At 62.6% G+C, this 18,833-nt stretch carries 11 protein-coding genes; all 11 read left to right on the top strand.

Annotated elements, in window-relative coordinates; genetic code table 11:
• Positions 1-123 precede the first annotated feature (123 nt).
• The 11 genes from AS189_RS16045 (at position 124) to AS189_RS16000 (ending at position 18,803) form a co-directional block, all read left to right on the top strand.
• The gene (locus AS189_RS16045; RefSeq protein ID WP_062291109.1) at positions 124-6,306 is read left to right on the top strand and encodes an Ig-like domain-containing protein; all 6,183 of its coding nucleotides are present in this window, start codon (positions 124-126) and stop codon (positions 6,304-6,306) included.
• A 172-nt stretch (positions 6,307-6,478) separates the two neighbouring features.
• Positions 6,479-7,450, top strand: coding sequence for an AAA family ATPase (locus tag AS189_RS16040; RefSeq protein WP_062291106.1), 972 nt, complete (start codon positions 6,479-6,481; stop codon positions 7,448-7,450).
• A gap of 118 nt (positions 7,451-7,568) precedes the next feature.
• Positions 7,569-8,900 carry a DUF58 domain-containing protein gene (locus AS189_RS16035; protein ID WP_062291104.1) on the top strand — a complete coding sequence of 444 codons (1,332 nt, stop codon included), beginning with the start codon at positions 7,569-7,571 and terminating at the stop codon, positions 8,898-8,900.
• Positions 8,897-10,921, top strand: coding sequence for a transglutaminase-like domain-containing protein (locus AS189_RS16030; RefSeq protein ID WP_129587308.1), 2,025 nt, complete (start codon positions 8,897-8,899; stop codon positions 10,919-10,921). Before AS189_RS16035 ends, AS189_RS16030 begins: the two co-directional genes overlap by 4 nt.
• Positions 10,922-10,926: 5 nt before the next feature.
• Positions 10,927-11,502, top strand: coding sequence for a hypothetical protein (locus tag AS189_RS20075; RefSeq protein WP_129587307.1), 576 nt, complete (start codon positions 10,927-10,929; stop codon positions 11,500-11,502).
• A gap of 104 nt (positions 11,503-11,606) precedes the next feature.
• Complete coding sequence (locus AS189_RS16025; protein ID WP_160320850.1) at positions 11,607-13,346, top strand: RDD family protein; 1,740 nt, start codon at positions 11,607-11,609, stop codon at positions 13,344-13,346.
• Entirely contained in the window at positions 13,343-13,660 is a 318-nt protein-coding gene (locus AS189_RS16020) for an FHA domain-containing protein (RefSeq protein ID WP_062291098.1), read from the top strand. Before AS189_RS16025 ends, AS189_RS16020 begins: the two co-directional genes overlap by 4 nt.
• Positions 13,657-14,724 carry a PP2C family protein-serine/threonine phosphatase gene (locus tag AS189_RS16015; protein WP_082634371.1) on the top strand — a complete coding sequence of 356 codons (1,068 nt, stop codon included), beginning with the start codon at positions 13,657-13,659 and terminating at the stop codon, positions 14,722-14,724. Before AS189_RS16020 ends, AS189_RS16015 begins: the two co-directional genes overlap by 4 nt.
• Positions 14,717-16,225, top strand: coding sequence for a hypothetical protein (locus AS189_RS16010; RefSeq protein ID WP_062291096.1), 1,509 nt, complete (start codon positions 14,717-14,719; stop codon positions 16,223-16,225). Before AS189_RS16015 ends, AS189_RS16010 begins: the two co-directional genes overlap by 8 nt.
• A complete protein-coding gene (locus tag AS189_RS16005) occupies positions 16,192-17,013 on the top strand; it encodes an FHA domain-containing protein (RefSeq protein WP_062291093.1) in 822 nt (273 codons plus the stop codon). The genes AS189_RS16010 and AS189_RS16005 overlap by 34 nt, the downstream gene beginning before the upstream one ends.
• Positions 17,010-18,803 (top strand): serine/threonine-protein kinase, encoded by a 1,794-nt coding sequence (locus tag AS189_RS16000; protein ID WP_062291090.1) that lies wholly within the window; start codon positions 17,010-17,012, stop codon positions 18,801-18,803. Before AS189_RS16005 ends, AS189_RS16000 begins: the two co-directional genes overlap by 4 nt.
• Positions 18,804-18,833 lie beyond the last annotated feature (30 nt).

The raw sequence follows: 18,833 nt of genomic DNA, 5'->3' as shown, positions 1-18,833 counted from the left end.
ACGAGCGCAACGGGCCCTTTGGCTTTGTCAACTCCTGACTTTCCGGCCTCGGCGGCAGGTGTTGCGGAATTCCCCGCCTTCGAGCAGACTGCCCGTGATCGTCACGTCTAGCAGGGGTAAACCATGTCATTGTCATCCATGTCCGCCAAGGCCTTCCGGGGTAAGCGGGCGCTGCCTGTCATTGGCATGTTAGGCGCCGTTGCAACAGTGGTTGCCGGCGCCGTGATCTATCCGGGATTCGCCACTACGGACGTGGACTTGAATGACGGCAGCGTGTGGGTGACCAACCGCAGCATGAACCTTGTGGCGCATCTGAACGCCGAATCTAAGCTCTTGGACGGCGGTTTTGCCGCCACCACGGAGAACTTCAACGTGGTGCAAAACGCCGCAACTGTGTTCATGGACAACGCTGCCGGAACGCTGCTGAACAGGGTTAACGTCCCCACCATGGCCTTGGGCCAGGACACCACCATGAGCAGCGGCAAAAACGTATCACTGGGTGCCGCGGTCACCGCCATCGCAGACCCCAGCGAAGGAAACATTTGGGTCATGACGGCGGAATCTGTCACCTCTTTTGGTGACAAAACCACCAAGCCCGCCCTGACCGGCATGCCCGGCGCCCTGACCGTAGTGGCACAGTCCCCGCACGGGGACGGCAGCACCGTCTTCGTACTGAACCCCGCAGCCGGTGAACTGCTGACGCTCACCGTGGGCGCCGACGGCCGCGTCACGAACCAGGCGAGCGCCAAAATTGCCGGCCTGCCGGATGCCGGCCAGCTGGAACTCACTGCCGTGGGGGATGCAGCAATTGTCCTGGATCCCGGCACGGGAACCTTGTTCCTGCCGGGCAATAAGACGGTCACCGTAGACAACGGCAAGGGCGCCCGCCTGCAGCACCCCAGTGCGGCAGGTGACTTCGTGGCCTTGGAAACACCCACGTCCCTGGTGGTGCAGCCGCTCAACGGGCAGGCCGCAACCATCACCAGCAACTCAGGCACCAGCGTGCCCATCGCTCCGGTGCAGCAACGCAACTGCGTCCACGCAGCCTGGGGTGGAAGCAATGAGTACTTGTTTCACTGTGCCGGAGGTGAGGACAATCTCCGGCCCATCCCGAAGGCAACGGGGCAATCGATGCTGGAATTCCGACAGAACCGCGACGTGGTGGTCCTCAACGACACTAACTCTGGGGATGTCTGGCTGGTGGACCAAAACCTGCTGCTCGTCAACAACTGGGACGACATCAAGATGGACCTGACCAAGGCCGACGACCCCGAGAAGGACTCCGCGGACCCCAACGTGGTCAACACACTGCCGGACAGGACCAAACCAAACCGGGTCCCGGAAGCCAACGTGGACAGCTTTGGTGTCCGGGCCGGGCGGACCACCATCCTGCCCGTCCTCTACAACGATTCAGACCCCGACGGCGACGTCCTGACGGTGGCGGGACCGGAGACCAATCCGGACATTGGCACCGTACAGTCAATCTATGGAGGCTCCGGGCTGCAAATTGCCGTGCCGGCCGGAAAAACCGGATCCACGCAATTCAGCTACACGGCCGATGATGGCCGTGGCGGCACGGCCAAGGCAACCGTCAATGTGCGGCTGGTGCCGGATTCGGAGAACTCCGAACCGGTGCCACTACGTGATTCAGCCATGGTGGTGGCCCAGGGCCAGGCCGTCAGCCAAAATGTGCTCAACGACTGGATTGATCCCGACGGCGACGATATCTTCTTGGTGAGTGCCATCTCCGATGACGGCAGCGCCGCTATCAAGACCAGGCCCGACGGCGAGCTGAGCTATGCCGATGACGGCGAGGAGTCTGGCATGAAGACCGCAACGCTCACGGTTTCGGACGGCCAGGCCCAGGTGGAGCACAAACTGAAGGTTAACGTCAGGGCCGACGGAAGCGTGCCTCCCGTCGCCAATGCCGATTTCTTCCGCGCAGTGGCGGGGGAGACCATCGTCCTGGCCCCGCTCAAGAACGATCAGGACCCGGCCGGCGGCAAGCTGCGACTGGCCAGCGTGTCCAAACCGGCGAATGCCACTGTGTCCCGGATTGCCGACAACGGGACCGTCACCTTCACCTCCAGCACCCCGGGACCCGTGTACCTGGAATACCAGGTCACGAACGGCCCCGCCAGCTCCACCGGCCTGATCCGCGTTGACGTGGTGCCAGCAGGTGAAGGCGGACCGCCCATTGCCGTGAAGGACCTGGCCCTGCTGCCGGCTGGCGGATCCGTGCTGGTAGACGTGCTGGGCAATGACATGGACCCCGCCGGGGGCGTCCTTGTGGTGCAGTCGGTGCAGCTACCCAGCGCCGCTCCCATTTCCGCCACCATCATTGATCGGCACGTTGTGAAACTGACGGATGTGCGTGGGCTGGGCCAGACGATGAGCCTGCAGTACACCATCTCCAACGGGTCCGGGACGGCCACCGGAGAAATTGCCGTGATCGGCATCCCCGCCCCGGAAAAATTGTTGCCCCCGCGTGCCGAACCGGATACCGCCATGGTCCGTGTCGGTGACATTGTCAGTATCCCGGTCCTTTCCAACGATGTGGACCCCAACGGTGAGGTCCTGAAGTCCCCGGAGATTGTGGAATCGCCCAGCCCCGAGGCAGGCAGGTTCTTTGTGGACCAGAACCAGCTGCGCTTCATTGCCGGACCTGCTGCCAAGACCGTCCAAGGTGTGTACAAGGTGGCCAACAGCACGGGGCAGTTTGACTCGGCTCAGGTGACCATCACCATTGTTGCGGCAGACCCCGAACGCAATCTCCCGCCCGCGCCGAAGAACCTGCAGGGCCGGGTCGTTGCCGGAGACACCGTCAAGATTCCAGTTCCGCTGGACGGAATCGACCCGGACGGCGATTCCGTGGAGTTGGCCGGGATCGAGCAGGCGCCGGCCTTTGGCACCGCGCTGCCCGGCAACGGTTTCATCCTGTATACGGGCAGCAGCACTTCCCATGGCACCGACACCTTCACCTATAAGGTTCGCGACCGGCTGGGCGCCGAGGCAACGGCCCGCGTGGATGTGGGGGTGGTCCCGCCGCTGGCCATGAACCAGCCGCCCGTTGCCGCCGACGACTTCATCACCATGCGCCCTGGCCGCAAGGTTGCCCTGGATGTGGTGCTCAATGATGCAGACCCCGACGGCGGGCAACTCGCCCTCGTCAAAGACGGCTTCAACGGACCTGCTGAAATGGCACCCACCATTACGCCCAAGGGCAGGATCATCATTACGTCTCCTCAGGAACCGGGCATCGCCACCATGAGCTACACCGTGGCCGATTCCTTCGGCGCCACAGCCATGGGAAACATCCGTATGATGGTCACCCCGGACGCGCCGCTGAAGGCGCCCATTGCACGCGATGACCGGGTCACCGCCCACCAGACGCTGAGCAAAACGGCTGTGGAGGTCATGGTCCTGGACAACGATGAGGACCCGGACGGCATCGCCGAGGACCTGGACATCAAGATCGCCGCCGCGCCCGGCAGCACTGCCGCCGATGCGACGGTGACGGCCAAGGGAACGGTGCGGATCCAACTCGCCCCAGAAGCACAGATGGTGCCGTATACGCTCACGGACCGCGATGGACTGGTGGCCACGGCCGTCATTTGGGTTCCGGGGCACGGCAAGCAGTACCCGGTGCTGGCCAAAACAGATGTCATCAAGGTGACAGCCGGGCAAAGCGCCGTGATGAAACTTTCCGAGTACGTCAAGGTCCGTGATGGGCGCACCCCGCGTCTGACGGAAGCCTCGAAGATCACGCTGATTGGTGCCACCAAGAACAAGGACAAGCTCATCGCAGGTGACGGTGCAGGCGTGAACTATGCAGCGGACCTGGCCTTCTTCGGTCCCGGATCCATCACCTTTGAGGTGACCGACGGCGGCGGCCCAGATGATCCAGACGGCCTGAAGTCCACGCTGACGGTGCTCACCGAGGTGGCACCCGCCCTCGACGGGGCAAAGAACACTCCGCCCTCCTTCACCGGCGCAAGCATTGATGTTCCGCAGGCTGAGGAAACCAGCTACGACGTGGCACCGCTGGCCAAGGACAAGGACCCCGGCGATTCTGAAAAGCTCAGTTTCAAGCTGGTCGGTGCCGTTCCGAGCGGCTTCAAGGCCGCCCTCAAGGGCAGCGTCCTTGACATCTCCGCGTCTAAGGAGACCAAGGTGGGCGTCAAGGGCACCCTCCAGGTTTCCGTCTCCGACGGTGCCAACACCCCGGTGACGGCGGACGTGGTGCTCGTGGCGACGTCGTCGTCCAAGCCCCTGCCCGTGGCGAACCAGGATGTGGTCAGCGACGCCCATGCTGGCCGCGCCGAAGTGGTGCGCGTGCTGGAGAATGATGTGAACCCTTTCCCGGACACGCCGCTGCGGATCGTTGGCGCGCAGGTGGAGACCGGCGGGCAGGGCGTCACCGCCACCAGTGGAACCGACACCGTCACGGTGACCACCAGCCCGGATTACAAGGGCACCGTGGTGGTCAAATACACGGTCGAGGACAAGACACGCGACATTGCACGGGTTGCCACCGGCCGCATCAAAATGGTGGTCAAGGGCAAGCCCGATGCGCCGGCCAAGCCTCAGATTGTGGAGGAAAAGGATAAGGCGGTACTCATCTCGTGGGATTCTCCGGCTGATAACGGCTCGCCCATTACCGGCTATGAGGTCAATTGGGGTGGAGGGAGCCAAAAATGCGCCACCAACACGTGCACCATCACGGGGCTGCGCAACGCCACCGAGTACAAGTTCACCGTCGCTGCCACCAACGGCGTCGGCACCTCCGCATCCTCGCCGTCCTCGGCCAGTGCCACCCCGGATAGGATGCCGGATGCGCCCGGTCCGCCCATCGGCACATTTGGCGACAAGGAAGTGGCGCTGGAGTGGGTGACGCCCGTGGGCGAGTTCTCCGCGGTCAAGAACTTCACTGTGGAGATTTCCCCGGCACCGCCCGGCCAGAACGGCCAGAAGACAGCGGTTGTGAGCGAATCACTGACGTGGACCGGACTGGAAAACGGCACGGAGTACCAATTCCGTGTGCAGGCCGTCAACAACGCGCCCAAACCCTCGGAATGGAGCAGGTATTCACAGACTGTCATCCCAGCCGGGATTCCTGCTGCTCCGGATGCTCCCACGGTGACGGCATCCCCGGCGGTGGGCACCAACACCCAGGTGCTGGTGTCCTGGGCCGAGCCGTTTATTAATGGTGATGCCATCAGCAAGTACACGCTGGAAGTCACCGGCGGCGGCGAGCCCGTCCGGGAGATTGAAGCCACGGCAGTCTCAACGCCGCGCCAGTCCGTGACCATCAAGAATTCCACAGCCGAATACCGCTTCCGGGTGAAGGCCGCCAATAAGGCAGGCACCGGCGGCTACGGTGGGTTGTCGGCGCCGCAACGAGCCGTGGGCAAGGTGGGGCAGATGCAACCGCCCACGCTCGAGATCCAAAATACGGGGGCCGACGGCGGCACCGTCAAGCTGGGTTACACGGCGCTGGGCCAGCCGGAACTCAACGGATACACGCCGGCGGAGATCCGCTACTGCGTGGCCCTGAGTACCGGGTTGGAGCAGTGCGGTGTTGCAAGCGGCGCCCTGTTGGCATCGCCGAACGGCACTCCCGTAACAGCCAATGTGTGGGCTGAAGGCAATGCCGGCACCGCGTCCTCCGTGGGTGACAGGTCCCAATCCTCAAACCAGGTCAAGCCCTACGGTGTTCCCCGTGCCGTGCCGGTCAACGGCAGCACGGCCCCGCGTGGCGACAAGACCGTGCGCTGGACCTGGTCTGCTCCCAACATGCTTGGCAGCACCTTCAAGGAATACCAGTACAGCCTCAACAGCGGGGGCTGGGTTGCCACGCAGGGAACCAGCTTCTCGACTGGGACCAGCAACTTCAATGACTCCGCCCAGCTCCGGGTCAGGGCCTGCAGCGTGGAAGGCGCATGCGGTGCCGAAGGCTCTGCCAACTCGCAGGCCGGCCCGCAGGACGTGTGGACCACTTCTGGAAAGGATTACCGCACCTGCACGGATCCCGGCAACGGGGTTGCATACGACCCCAAGAACCTGACGTGTGGGGGACAGACGTCACGGACGGGGTCCGGAGGACCTTGGATGTACAACTCCGACACGATCACTGTTCGGTGCTACATCAACAAGGTGAGTTATGGAGGCGGCGCCGTGAGTTTCTACAGGATCGAATCCGCAAGTGGCGCAATCGGGGGCGTCGGTCAAATTGTGGGACGGTATGTGGAGACCAGCATGACGACCATGAGAGGTCCAGAAGCCAACGGAGTCCCTGCCTGTTAGCCCAAACCCCACGCTTAACCACCGGCGGTGGGACGGCCCGAAAAGGTGCGTGCCGCCGTCTTTGAACCCACAAATTGCCGCTAATGGCGGGTAACACCAATTAGTGGATAAACTAGTGCAGGTTTTTACTGCAAACAATGCTTGAACAAACTTGATCGAAAGAGGATGCACTATGTCCATGACGCCCGAACAGGCCACGTGGTTTGCAGGAACATTTGAGAAATTGGTAGCCAACGTTGGCCAGGCAATTCTGGGCAAGTCCCAGGTCATCAGCCTGACCTTGGCTGCCATGCTTGCCGAAGGTCACGTGTTGTTCGAGGATGCTCCCGGTACAGGAAAGACCATGCTGGCGCGCGCCCTCTCGGCCACGGTCAAGGGCACCAACTCCCGTATCCAGTTCACCCCTGATCTGCTGCCTTCCGATGTCACGGGCGTGATGATCTACGATCAAAAGATTCAGGAATTTGAATTCCACAAGGGCCCCATCTTCGCCACGATTGTGTTGGCCGATGAGATCAACCGGGCATCGCCGAAGACTCAGTCGGCCCTGCTGGAAGTCATGGAAGAATCCCGCGTGACCATGGACGGCATCACCCATGAGACTGGCCGGCCGTTCATGGTGCTGGCAACCCAGAACCCCATTGAGCAGGCCGGTACTTACCGCCTACCCGAAGCCCAGCTGGACCGCTTCCTCGTCAAAACCTCCATTGGCTACCCGGACCACGCCTCCACGGTGCAGCTGCTGGCCGGTTCCAGCCAACGCGACCGCACCTCAAGCCTGCAGGCCATCATCACCCCGCAGGCCGTCTCCGAGATGGCGGACCTGGCTGCCACCACGCACGCAGACGCCGCCGTGCTGGAATACATTTCCCGCCTCTGCGAAGAAACCCGAAACGCCCCGGAAACCCGTCTGGGCGTTTCGGTCCGCGGCGCCATTGCCATGGTGCGCATCGCCAAGGTCTGGGCTGCCGCCAAGGGCCGCAACTACGTGCTGCCGGACGATATTAAGGAACTGGCTCCCTACGTGTGGACGCACCGCTTTGTCATGGACCCGGAAGCGGAATTTGCCGGCGCCACTCCTGAGGCAGTTCTCAGCCGCGTCATGGCCGAAGTCGCCGCTCCACAGCAGCGCAGTTCACTGTAGGCGGCTGCCCGGCATTAGCCGCGCATTCACGCGTAGTCACAGCACAGGGCAACACAGCACTTAGCCGCAGTTGAGCCAGCAACAGCAACAACACAGCACCATCATTCGAAGGTAAACCATGAGCATTAAATCCAGCGCAGGGAAAGCAGGGGAGTTCCTCTCCCGCCCCTTCCGACGCGAAGGAACGCCAACACGCCTGCACCCTGCCTCGCTCACCCGAGAAGCGGGCAAGGTGGCCACCATCTACCTTGGCCCCACGTGGGCCGCGGTGTCCGGCTGGTTCAAACGTTGGATCAGCCCGGCACTGGCCACGGTCAGCACACTGGGCTGGGTGGTCTTGGGAGCAGCCGTGCTGCTGTGGATCCTCGGCGCGCTCTTCGGCTGGCAGGAAGCCAAGGTGGCCGCGCTGCTGGCTGTGGTGCTGTTGCTGATTGCCATAGCCTTTGTGCTGGGCACCTCAATGTATGCCGTCAAGCTCGATCTGGCCCGCACCCGTGTTGCCGTGGGCGACAACGCCGTGGGCAGCATTGCCGTGGCCAACACCTCGCCCCGTCAGGTCCTGCCGGCCGCCCTGGAATTGCCCGTTGGTCAGGCCACGGCGCTATTCCACCTGCCGCGTATGGCACCCAGTCAGATCCACGACGACCTGTTCACCATTCCCACCACCCGCCGTGCCGTGATCACTGTTGGCCCGGTGCGTTCCGTGCGGGCCGATCCGCTGCAACTGTTACGCCGCCAAATGCTGTGGACGGACCCGACAGACCTGTTTGTGCACCCCCGCACCACCGCCTTGGACGGCCCGGCTGCAGGATTCCTGCGCGATCTCGAGGGCTTGACCACCCGCGAGCTGTCCAGCTCGGACATCGCCTTCCACGCTCTGCGGGACTACGTTCCCGGGGACGATCGCCGGCACATTCACTGGAAGACCACTGCCCGCACCGGCAAGCTCATGGTGCGCCAGTTTGAGGAAACCCGCCGCTCCCACATGGCTGTTGCGCTCTCCATCAACTCCGATGAATACGAGCACGACGACGATTTTGAGTTGGCGATTTCTGCTGCGGCCTCTCTGGGGAGGCAGGCCATCAAGGAAAGCCGCGAGTTGAGCGTCATCACCCAGAAGGGGCCCATCCGTTGCGAGACGGGCAAGAATCTGTTGGATGACATGACTCGACTTGAAGCCTTCAACCGCCGGGGCAACTCCGTTGACCTGGCCCGCACACTCTCCGACCTGGTGCCTAATGCGTCCGTGGTGTTCTTCGTGGTGGGTTCGAAGGTGACCCCGGCGCAACTGCGCAGTGCGGCGGCGTCCGTGCCGCCGGGAGTGCGTGCCTTTGCCATCCGCTGCTTCACTGGGGCCAATGCGGCCCGCGCAAACATTGCCGACCTGACCGTCCTTACCTTGGGCGAGCTCAGCGATCTGGCAGCAGTTCTCAGAAAGGCCGTCGCTTGAGCGCCCGAAGGAGTGCGGCAGCACAGCCGCAGGAAAACCAGCCAGGGAATCCGGGGCAGGCCAGCAGCCGTGCCCGGCGCCGGGCCCAGCGCGATGCCGGTGCGCCGAATGAAAGAGTGCCCAAGGAAAGGACACCCAGACCCGTCCATGGGCGCCAATCCTCCGCGTTCGCAGGCGGCCGCCTCTGGTGGCACTTCCTCCTTGACGGTGCCGTCATGGCGCTCTTGCTCGGCATCGCCGTCTTGGGCTTCGGCCCCACGTTTGGCCACGATCCGGCGTACCTGGTGGCCGGCTTCGGCGCCATTGTGCTGGGTCTGGGCGTGGCAGCGATGGGTGCCCATTGGCGCCTTGGCCTGATCTCCATGGTGGGTGTTGGTTTCCTGGGCTACATGATCTTTGGCAGCGCCCTGGCCGCACCTCAGGAGGCTCTTCTGGGCTTCCTTCCCAGCGGTGACTCGCTGCGCGGGCTGCTGTTGGGCATCATGCTGTCCTGGAAGCAGTTACTGACGCTCGCGCCGCCGGTCGGCACCAGTGTTGACGTGATGGTGGTCCCTTACCTCTCGGCCTTTGTGGCGGCCATAGTGGCCGGCACCTTGGCCTGGCGGATGCGCAACGCTTACTGGGCGCTGGTGCCGGTGGTGGCCCTGTTCATCACGGCTATTCTCTTTGGTACAGCGGAGGTATTCCTCCCCGTGCTGCGCGGCTCCTTACTGACGGTGGGCGCCATTGTCTGGCTGGCCTACCGCCACGAACTGCTGCGCCGTGAGATGGCAGGATCCATCTCGGCCAATCAGCAGGTGCAGGACACAGCAGGTGCCCGCGCCTCACTATTGCGCCGCATCGGACTAGGTGCCGGGGTCATCCTCGTTGCCAGCGCCGTCACGATGGCCGCCGCCCCGGCCCTGACCCAGTCGAGTGACCGGGAGGTGCTGCGCGATACCGTGATTCCGCCGCCGGATCTGCACGCGCTGCCCTCTCCTCTGACTAAGTTCCGCGACTACGTGAAGAATGAAAAAGACACCGTCCTGTTCACCGTTGAGGGCTTGCCCAAGAACGGCCGGGTCCGGATTGCGGCCATGGACAACTATGACGGCGTCGTATTCAACGTGGACCCCAACTCCTCGGCATCCTTTTCCCCGATTGGAGATCCGAAGGCACTTAACCAAGGCAGCAATGGTGAGGGATCCGCCGTCGGACTTGTCATTGATGGGTACTCAGGCGTGTGGATTCCCAATGTGGCCGTGGCGGGCAGCCTCAGCTACCAGAGCGCTCAAGGCGCCACACCCACCCTGTACCTGAACAAGGAATCCGGAACCGCACTGAACCTGCAGGGGGTGGCCAAGGGTGATGCCTACTCCATGGACGTGGCGTTCCCACAGGTGGACGGCAACAAGTTGGCCGGCTCCGACTATGGCCGCGTGAACCTGCCCAAGCTGGAGAACGTGCCGCAGGTTGTGGGCACCAAGGCCAATGAGTTTGTTGGCGAGGCGGACACCCCGCTGAAAAAGGTGCAGGCCTTGGAAGGCGCCTTCCAGCGTGAGGGCAAATTCAGCAATGGCTTGGAGGGGCAAACCCAGTCCAACTCCGGCCATAGTGCCGCGCGCATCACCAAGATGCTCAGCGGTAAGGAAATGGTGGGCGACGACGAGCAGTACGCCACGGCCATGGTGCTTATGGCACGCCACCTGGGCATTCCCGCCCGCGTGGTCATGGGCTTCTACCTGGATGAAAAGGATGCCAACAATGGTGCCTCCACCATCAAGGTGAAGGGCGCCGATGTCCACGCCTGGGTTGAGGTCAACTTTGCCGGTCTGGGTTGGGTGCCGTTCAATCCGACGCCGGACAAGGACCACGTGCCGAACCCGCCGGAGCCGCAGAACGCTTCCAAGCCCAAGCCGCAGGTCCTCCAGCCCCCGCCCCCGCCGCAGGAACCTGCCGATCTGCCGCCGGACAGTGCACCCGATGCGCTGGACACCGACGGTAAGAAGGATAGCCAGGCCGGCATCTGGGGACCATCCTGATGATCGTGGGCGTTGCTGCCATTCCGATCATCGTCATTGTCCTGCCACTGATTTTGATTGTGGTGCTGAAATCCCGTCGCCGTAAGAAGCGCCACACTACCGGTCTGCCCTCGGATCGGGTGGGCGGTGGCTGGTCAGAAGTCATGAGCTTGGCCACTGATCTGGGTGCCGGCGTCAATAGCAGTGGAACTCGCCGGGAAACGGCGGTGTCGCTCTATAGCGCCTTCCCAACGACGCAAGGCACCACTGCGCTGCTGGCCGAAAAGGCCGATGCCGCCATCTTTGGGCCGGGCCAGCCCAGTGAAGAAGATGTCGCCACATACTGGCAACATGTGGAACATTCCGTCCAAGGCATGAGTGGGTCGGTAGGATTCTGGAAACGGCAACGGGCAAAGTTCTCACCGCGTTCGTTGCTGGCCGATGCGAAGGCCCGCGCCCAAAGCCGCGCCCAAAGCAAAGTCTTGAGCCGGGATCCGAGCAAGGATTCACAAGGCGGCCATTGGGCGCCCGGGCAGGCGCAGGACCAAGGCGGAGACGGCATTCGTTCCAAGTTGGCGCAGATGATGAAGAAGAAGTCCTAAGAAGGGTACGTAAGGAAATGGCGCAAAATATGGCGGAACCTTGCCGGAATTGTGGGGCGGCCCTGAACGTGGGGGCGGCTTTTTGCACGATCTGCGGTGGTGCGGTGTCCAATCGGGCTGCCTCGCCCACGCCATCCTCGGTTCCTTTGGGTGGTCCTTCCGCGAATCCATTCGCTGCTGGCGGTAACCCGTATGCTCCCGGATCCGGTGCGCCTAGTAGCTCGGGCGGTGCACCCGGCTATGGTGCTGGCGGCTTTGGTGCGCCCGGCTCACAGACGCAGATTGCCCAGAGGTTGCCAGGAATAGTCAACGTCTCCACAGCTGCCGGAGGTCCCCTTCTTCCTCCCGTGCAGGTAGGGGCGGACCCTCGCGCAGCCGAGGCAACAGCTCTGGCCAATGGTGGGGCGGGCCGGCGTTTGGCTGCCAAGATCATTGACGGCGTACCGCCAGCGATCCTACTAAGTGCAGGCGCTGGCATCGGTTCGGCGTTAGTCTCCACCACGGCGGTGGAGGGCGGCACAGTCTACAACTTCATGTGGCTGAGCATCCTCCTGGGCGTGGCATCGCTGCTCTCTCTTGCCTACGTTGTGTGGCAGTGGATGTGGGAAGCCAAATCGGGTAAGACACTAGGCAACGTGATACTCGGTCTGCGCACTACCAATATGGAAGGCCACCCCGCAGGGTTGCTGGCCATCTTCTTGCGGTCGCTCATGGTTAGCCTGAGCAGTGTGGTGCCTACAGCAGGACCCATCGTGATGCTGATCTCCAACATCTGGGATAAGAACGGCAAAAAGCAGGGTTGGCACGACAAGGTAGCCCACACCCTGGTCTTCAACGTCGCCAAGGGCCGCAATCCACTGGAGACCGGCGGCATCGGGGAGCGGGAAAACTTCTCCCCGGCCCCTGTCGCCACCATTTCACAGGTACAGTCTCCGTTGGCCCGCCCAGCGGCTCGTCCAGTTGCGCCGGTTTCTCCTTATACTTCGGCTTCAGTGCCTGCTTCGGCTTCAGTGCCTGCTTCGGGTCAGGGCGCAGCGCCCGGTTCAGGGCAGGGTGTAGCGCCCGGTCCTGCACAGCAATTTGCCGGGCAGTTCCCCGGTGCTCCTACTGCCGTGGCCGCTCCTGCGCCAGCTACCCGCGCCGGACGCCGGAATAAGAAGAAGGGGGCTGCCGTGGATCCCTTCGCACCTCCCGTAATTCAATTCCAGAGCCAGCAAGGCCAGCAGGTTCCCGGCCAGCAGAACCCGAACTCGCAGGCACAGGGCCAGTTCCAGACCCCGAGCCAAACGCCAGGCCAGTTCCAGAGCCAGCAGGTTCCCGGCCAGCAGAACCCGAACCCGCAGGTGCAGGGCCAGTTCCAGAACCCGAGCCAAACGCCAGGCCAGTTCCAGAGCCCGCAGGGAACTGGACAGCAGTTCAACGGACAGCAAGGCAACCCCTTTGCGCCGCCGCCGTCGGCTCCTGCAGTCCAACTACCGGTGGATCAGGGTCCCATCACCAATGTTCCGGGGATCACCCGCCCACCAGTTGCCCCTGGCCCGAGGCACAGCAGTTTCATCAGCAGAACGCGCAGCAAGAGCCTGCTGCCCAACAGGCACAGCAGTTCCAACAGCCTGCCACCGGGTTCCAGCAGCAGACCTTTGCTCCGCCGGCTCCCGGATCGTTCCAGCAGGGTGGGCAAAGTCAGCCGTCACAGCAGTTCAGCCCGCAAGCCCAACAGGCCCAATCTGCGCATCCCGCCCCAGCTAGCCCGTGGTCACAGACTCCAGGAGCGGCTGTGCCCGATAACGAGGCGGGGGAGACCCGCGCTCGTCCGCAAGGAGCCAGGACCGCGCTGCGGTTGAGTTTCGATGATGGACGGACCGAGGAGTTGGGATCAACGGCGCTCATTGGTCGCAATCCTGCCGGATACGATGGGGAGATGATTTCCCGTCTCATCCCTATCCAGGACTCCACCCGATCGGTGTCCAAGACCCACCTGCACCTGAGTGTCTCGACCGAAGGATTGTGGGTTACCGATCGTCATTCCACTAATGGCAGTGCCATTAGTACCTCAAACGGAGCGAAGACCCCGTTGGTGGGTGGAACCCCCGCCCTGGCTCGGCCTGGCTCCCGGGTGCATTTTGGTGACAGGTCTTTCTTGGTGGAAAAAGTATGAGTTCAGTGGACGGCAAGCACGGCGAAAATAGCTCGGGGGTCCGCCTCGGCTTCGGCTTTGGCACCGACCGCGGACTTCGGCGTGAGCTCAACGAGGACTCCTTCCTGGCCGCCGATCCGCTCTTTACCGTTGCCGATGGCATGGGCGGGCATGAAGCAGGCGAGGTCGCAAGCCGTGAGTGCATTGAAGTGCTCAGCAACCAGCGGTTGTTGAGCGCTGGCTCCCGGGAGGCAACGGCGTCGGACTTGCAACAGGCATTGCGTCAGGCCGACGCGCGGATCCGCGAACTGGCTAACGCCCGGGCCGGCACCACTGTCAGTGGCGTGGTCCTGGTGGAAGAACGCACAGTGCCGTATTGGCTGGTGTTCAACGTTGGCGATTCGCGAACCTACCGGCTCAGTCAAGGCGTATTTGCCCAGATCAGCGTGGACCATTCCGAAGTCCAAGAAATGGTGGATGGGGGACTGATCACCGCCGAGGAGGCGCTGGTGCACCCGCGCCGGCATGTGGTGACACGCGCCTTGGGCACCGGATCGGATACCGAAGCCGACTTTTGGCTGGTCCCCGTAGAAGAAGGCGATCGGATCTTGGTCTGCTCCGATGGCTTGACCGGCGAACTGGGCGATGACCAGATCCACCGCGTTCTGAGCACCCTGCGTCACCCGCAGGACGCCGTGGATTCCCTGATCCAGGCCGCCCTGCGTTCCGGGGGCCGCGACAACGTCACTGTCATCGTGGTCGATGCCAGCAACGTCTTGGGTGGTGCGGGCGAGCAAACCCTGAACAACCCCAACGCCGCGGAGTCCGATCCCGACGATACCCTGCCCCGCATCCCCGTTGTCGTGGAGGAGCTGCTGGAGTCTATTCCGGCTTCAGTGATGGACCCGGGACAGGGTACAACCACAGAAACAGCGCCAGAGTCTCTAGCGGCACCTGAAAACGACCAAGCAACCAGCAACACACCAGCCATGGGACTACAGCTCCCGTCCCACGCACCGGCAGTACCGGCCATGGCAGCCCATGCCTTTGCCGCAGCATTTTCACCCAAGGAGAATCATGGTTAGCAGCACGTACCGCACAGGAACTTGGCTTGGCATTGTGCGTTCCGGCTCTGTCATCGTGCTGGAGAGCAACACCAGTCCGAACATCGTGAACCGGCTGTGGGATTTCCTCGGCCAGGACCCCACCATTCACGGCGTCCTGAACGAGGTGACCAACCAGTTCGGCACGGGTCTCACCGGCCTGCCTAGCTTCGCCATCCTGGTTCAGAGCGACAAACTGCATGCCATCCTGCGCGGGGACATCACCCTCATCGCGCACCTCAACGGTTCCGCCGAGGTGGTTTCTGGCCGTGACGTGAGCACCTGGAGCGAGCGGTCACTGGTGCTTCCGGAGTCATTGGAACTGACCATGGCCGACCCCGACGCCGATGAGACCGCGCTTGACCTTGCCGTGAGCGAAGCCGTGGTCCGGTTGCAGTCGCTGCTCCTGGACACTGCGGGAAACCGCCTGGCTGGAGACGTCGCTGCTAACGATGTGCCCGCTGCCGTGGAGCTCGCTAGCTCCCCTGAGGCTGAAAGTGTGTCCACTGATACCGAGTACGACGCCGGTGCGCCCGCCTCTGTTTGGGCTGCTGAAGGCGAAAACGCGCCTGAGCTTGCGCCCGAGACCGGCTGGGTTCAAGCCACTAATGCCGATTTGGATGGCACCACCGTGTACTTCCCGACTGCCGGCACGGAGCAGGTGACGGACCCGGACGGTGGACATCACTCTGACGCCGCACTGGCTGCTCCCGCTGAAATTCAGGCCGCTGAGGACGGTGCTGCGGACGATGAGTCCACAGCATTTGCTGATGAATCGTTGCCGCAGGAGCAGGTAGTTTCGCTGACCAAGGCCAATTGGTTTGCGCCCGTGGTGGACGCTGCCGGACAAGCAACAGAGGAACAAGCTATAGGGGAGCAGTTCACTGAAGCTGAAAGCTCAGAGGAGCTGTTCAACGAAGCTGAAAGCTCAGCGCCGGGCGTCGAGGCGCCAGCTGCTCACGAGAACACTCATGAGGACACCGAGGATGAAGCGGACGCCTATGCCGGGTTCGCCATGGCGGCCGAGGCTGCGGATGCTGAATGGGTTGCCCAGTTGGCTCCTGTGCAGGCAAACGACGTGGATGCCATCAATGATTTGAATCTGACCATCCGTCCCGATATGCACGATGAGGACTCCGCCGCTGGCGATTCGCCGGACGCGGACTACTTGGGTGAGCCGCTGAACAATGATGCCGCGCAGTTCGACTCTGCCAGCCATACGCCTGAGCAGCATGATGGCACAGCCGATGATGAGCAGTCCGATGAATCCGATCAGGACAGCGATGGTTCGGCAGTGGAAGGCGCAGCTATTTCTTCGCCTGCCGATGACGGCTCTTTCACCACTAGCTATGACCACTTGTGGGGTCCCACTGTGACCCGAAGCGTGGAAGATGCAGCCGTTCGTTTGGATGAAACGGCTTGCCGATCACCTCGCCGAATGCTGACCCGGTGCTTCCGCCCCTGCCGCCGCTGCCTCCGCTGACAGGCAACGGTCATGAAGGTGCGCAGGATTCCGAATCTGCACAGCACCCCCAGGAGACGGCCTCGACCACCTGTGCCCTAGACCCTGCGGCAGCCGAGGAGCCAGTGCAGTCCCTCATGATTGGCTCGGTGCCGTGGGGCAAGCCCGGCGCACTGGATGCTCAGGAATCACACCAGCAAGAACAGCAAAAACAGCAAGAACAGCAAGACGCAGCTGCTGATAACCAACCGTTTGACCCCGATCATGATGGCCAAACTGTCATGAGTAGCGACTACAAGCGTGAGGAAGGTCTAGCCGCCGCGACACCTTTGGAATCACGGCCGCCCACCGGACCCATGGTTTTGGCACGGTTGTGCTTGCATGGCCATGCCAACCCGCCAAGCCGTTCACAGTGCTCGGATTGCGGTGCCGTGCTCAACTCCGAACCGCGTGAAGTGGGCCGTCCGCGACTGGGCACCATGCACATTTCCAGTGGCGAATCGGTGGAACTTGACCACTCGCTCATCATTGGTCGCCAACCTTCGGTGTCCCGTGTCATGGGCGGCGCCATGCCCCGACTGGTCCAGGTCAAGAGCGGCAACGACGATATTTCACGCTCTCACGTGGAAGTGCGCCTTGACGGCTGGGATGTTCTCCTGGTGGATCTGAAGGCCACCAACGGAACTGTCCTGGTGCGCGAAGGTCAGGCACCACGCCGCCTGAGCCAGGGAGAAGAAGCCATCTTGCTCAACGGGGACATTGCCGAACTAGGAGACGGCATCTCCCTCCTCTTTGACGGACTGCTGTGAGCAATAGACGTGCAGCGCCGGCGCCCCCGCAACTTCCGGGCTACACCTTTATTTCCGGTCTGGGATCGGGCGGTTTCTCTGAGGTGTACCTGTATGAGCAGGAACGCCCCCGGCGCAAGGTTGCCATTAAGGTCCTCACCGCAGACCTGAAAACCGCTGGTGCCAGGACCCGCTTTGAGTCCGAAGCGAACCTCATGGCCGAGCTGTCCGCACACCCGTACATTGTCACCATTTACGAAGCCGAGATCACCGATTCCGGGCACTCGTATCTGGCCATGGAGTACTGCTCGCGACCCAGCCTGGACATGCAGTTCAAACAGGGCCGTTTCAGTGCCGATAAAGCCATGGAAATTGGCATCCAGGTGGCCTCCGCCGTGGAGACCGCGCACCGTGCGGGCATTGCGCACCGGGACATCAAACCGGCCAATATTCTGGTCACGGACTACAACCGGCCAGCGCTGACCGACTTTGGTATTTCCGCAACCATGGATGCCCTGCAGGACGACGGCGGCGGCATGTCAGTGCCGTGGTCGCCACCTGAATCCTTCGCCTCGGGAGCAACGGATGGCGTCAAAGTAGATATCTGGGCCCTGGGCGCCACGATCTACACCTTGCTGGCCGGGCATTCGCCGTTCGTTATTCCGGGTGCCGAGAATTCATACCGGATCCTGGGCGATCGGATCGCCTCCATGCCGCTGCCCAAACTGGGCCGGGCAGATATTCCCGAAGCCTTGGAAATGGTCTTGGCCACAGCCATGGCCAAGCACCCGAGTTCGCGCTACAGCAGCGCGAAAGATTTTGCCCGGGCACTCATGCGTGTGCAGGCGGACCTGAACTACTCCGTCACGCCCTTTGAAGTGCAGGAAGATATTGTTGTCCACGACGGACGGCCCAGCCAATCTGATGATTATTCAGAGGCCACCCGGGTGCGCTCCATCATCTCCATCGATCCTGACGCGAGCACCAGTAACCCCACCTTCCCATCGCGGAACACTTCCAGGGCTGGCGCCTCCTTCACGGCACCGCCGCAGATCAACAACGTCCCTGGGGTGACTGGCTCCGGAGTGAACGGCCCAGGGGTGAGCGGTTCCACCGGCAACCTGACTCGCAATGGCCAGACAGTCCCGTCGCAGGACACCACGGGTGGAGCCACAGTCCCCAAGAGCTACTCGAATATCGCCTCGCCCACAGCCTGGAACGACACCGGCTTCCGCACTGGTGCCCCGGCGCAGAACCCTATCGGCCAGAACCAAGCGGCCCAGAACCAGCTCGGTCAGCACCATGCCGCCTCCAGCCATGTCCTGGACCAGACAGTGGGACGCAACGAACTACTCGCTCCGGCCGCAGACGCCCACGTTCCCGAGCTGGAACCGGCGAAGAAGAAAGGGATGTGGCTGGGAATGGTCTCGGGGCTGGTACTCGTAGCCGCCGTCGTTGTTGCCATTGTGGTCTTCCTCAACGTTGGGGCGCCGGACAAAATTGACACGGTAGTCCAACCCACCGCGCCGCCCACGGCGCTGGTGGTGGGCTCCGATGTGCCGCAGGTGACCGATTTGGCGGCTAAGCCCATCAATGGCGGGGCCGAATGGACGTGGAAAAATCCGGATCCGCAGGAGGGCGACCAGTACATGTGGGCCGCCGTCAGCGTGGTGGATGCGGGGGAGTTCAAGAGAATTCCGGACAACAGAGTTTTTGTGGTCAACGGCGCCAATGGAGAGTCATGCATTGCCGTGAAGCTGCTGCGCAAGAGCGGAAATGTCTCGGACGAGACAAGAAAGTGCTCCAAGTGACCATGAAGCATCATGAACAAACAAGGGGGC

Origin of the sequence: Arthrobacter alpinus (assembly GCF_001445575.1) — a bacterium.
Taxonomy (GTDB): domain Bacteria; phylum Actinomycetota; class Actinomycetes; order Actinomycetales; family Micrococcaceae; genus Specibacter; species Specibacter alpinus_C.
The sequence above is the reverse complement of the archived record's forward strand: the minus strand, read 5'-3'. Positions and strand labels throughout refer to the sequence as shown.

Coding starts and splice junctions, on each gene's coding strand:
- AS189_RS16010 (WP_062291096.1), top strand. CDS start 14,717: ATGGTTAGCAGCACGTACCGCACAGGAACTTGGCTTGGCATTGTGCGT.
- AS189_RS16045 (WP_062291109.1), top strand. CDS start 124: ATGTCATTGTCATCCATGTCCGCCAAGGCCTTCCGGGGTAAGCGGGCG.
- AS189_RS16035 (WP_062291104.1), top strand. CDS start 7,569: ATGAGCATTAAATCCAGCGCAGGGAAAGCAGGGGAGTTCCTCTCCCGC.
- AS189_RS16015 (WP_082634371.1), top strand. CDS start 13,657: ATGAGTTCAGTGGACGGCAAGCACGGCGAAAATAGCTCGGGGGTCCGC.
- AS189_RS16040 (WP_062291106.1), top strand. CDS start 6,479: ATGTCCATGACGCCCGAACAGGCCACGTGGTTTGCAGGAACATTTGAG.